At 40.7% G+C, this 506-nt stretch carries 1 pseudogene; it reads left to right on the top strand.

Annotation, left to right across the window (positions count from 1 at the left end):
* Window positions 1-506, top strand: a pseudogene (locus tag ACFIJ7_RS09875) (hypothetical protein); the annotation flags it as partial.

Raw genomic sequence — 506 nt, 5'->3', positions numbered from 1 at the left:
ATGGACCGCTCCTACATTCACGGTTAAATCGGTTAAGGATGATGGTGTTTCTGAAGATAAGGTTTATTCTGATGTAGCATCTGCTTTGAGTGGAGTTGGTAGCTCTATCACGAATGTTCAGAATAAATTGACTGAGCAGGTTAACAATGTGGTTAACAAAGTGGAAAGCGAAAGCTTTGTTCAGCAAGATAAAACAACGCATCTCCTCACTATTGGTGCTAAATCAGAAGGCGGAGAAATTAATATCGCCAATAAGGACAAAGGGGATAGAACTCTTTCTGGTGTGAAGGCAGCGACCAAGGATAATGAAGCCGTTAACAAAGGACAGCTTGAGAAAGGTTTAACGGATCTTTCCAACAGTCTTCAGTCTGATGAATCAGCAGTTGTTCATTACGATAAACAAAAGGATGGTAAAGTTGATTATGCGAATATCACCTTGGGTGGTAAAGATAAGACAGCTGTAGGTCTCCATAATGTTGCTGATGGTAAGATTGCCAAGGATTCAC

The organism is Bartonella sp. MR100HLJHH, from assembly GCF_042194215.1.
Classification (GTDB): Bacteria; Pseudomonadota; Alphaproteobacteria; order Rhizobiales; family Rhizobiaceae; genus Bartonella; species Bartonella grahamii.
The sequence above is the reverse complement of the archived record's forward strand: the minus strand, read 5'-3'. Positions and strand labels throughout refer to the sequence as shown.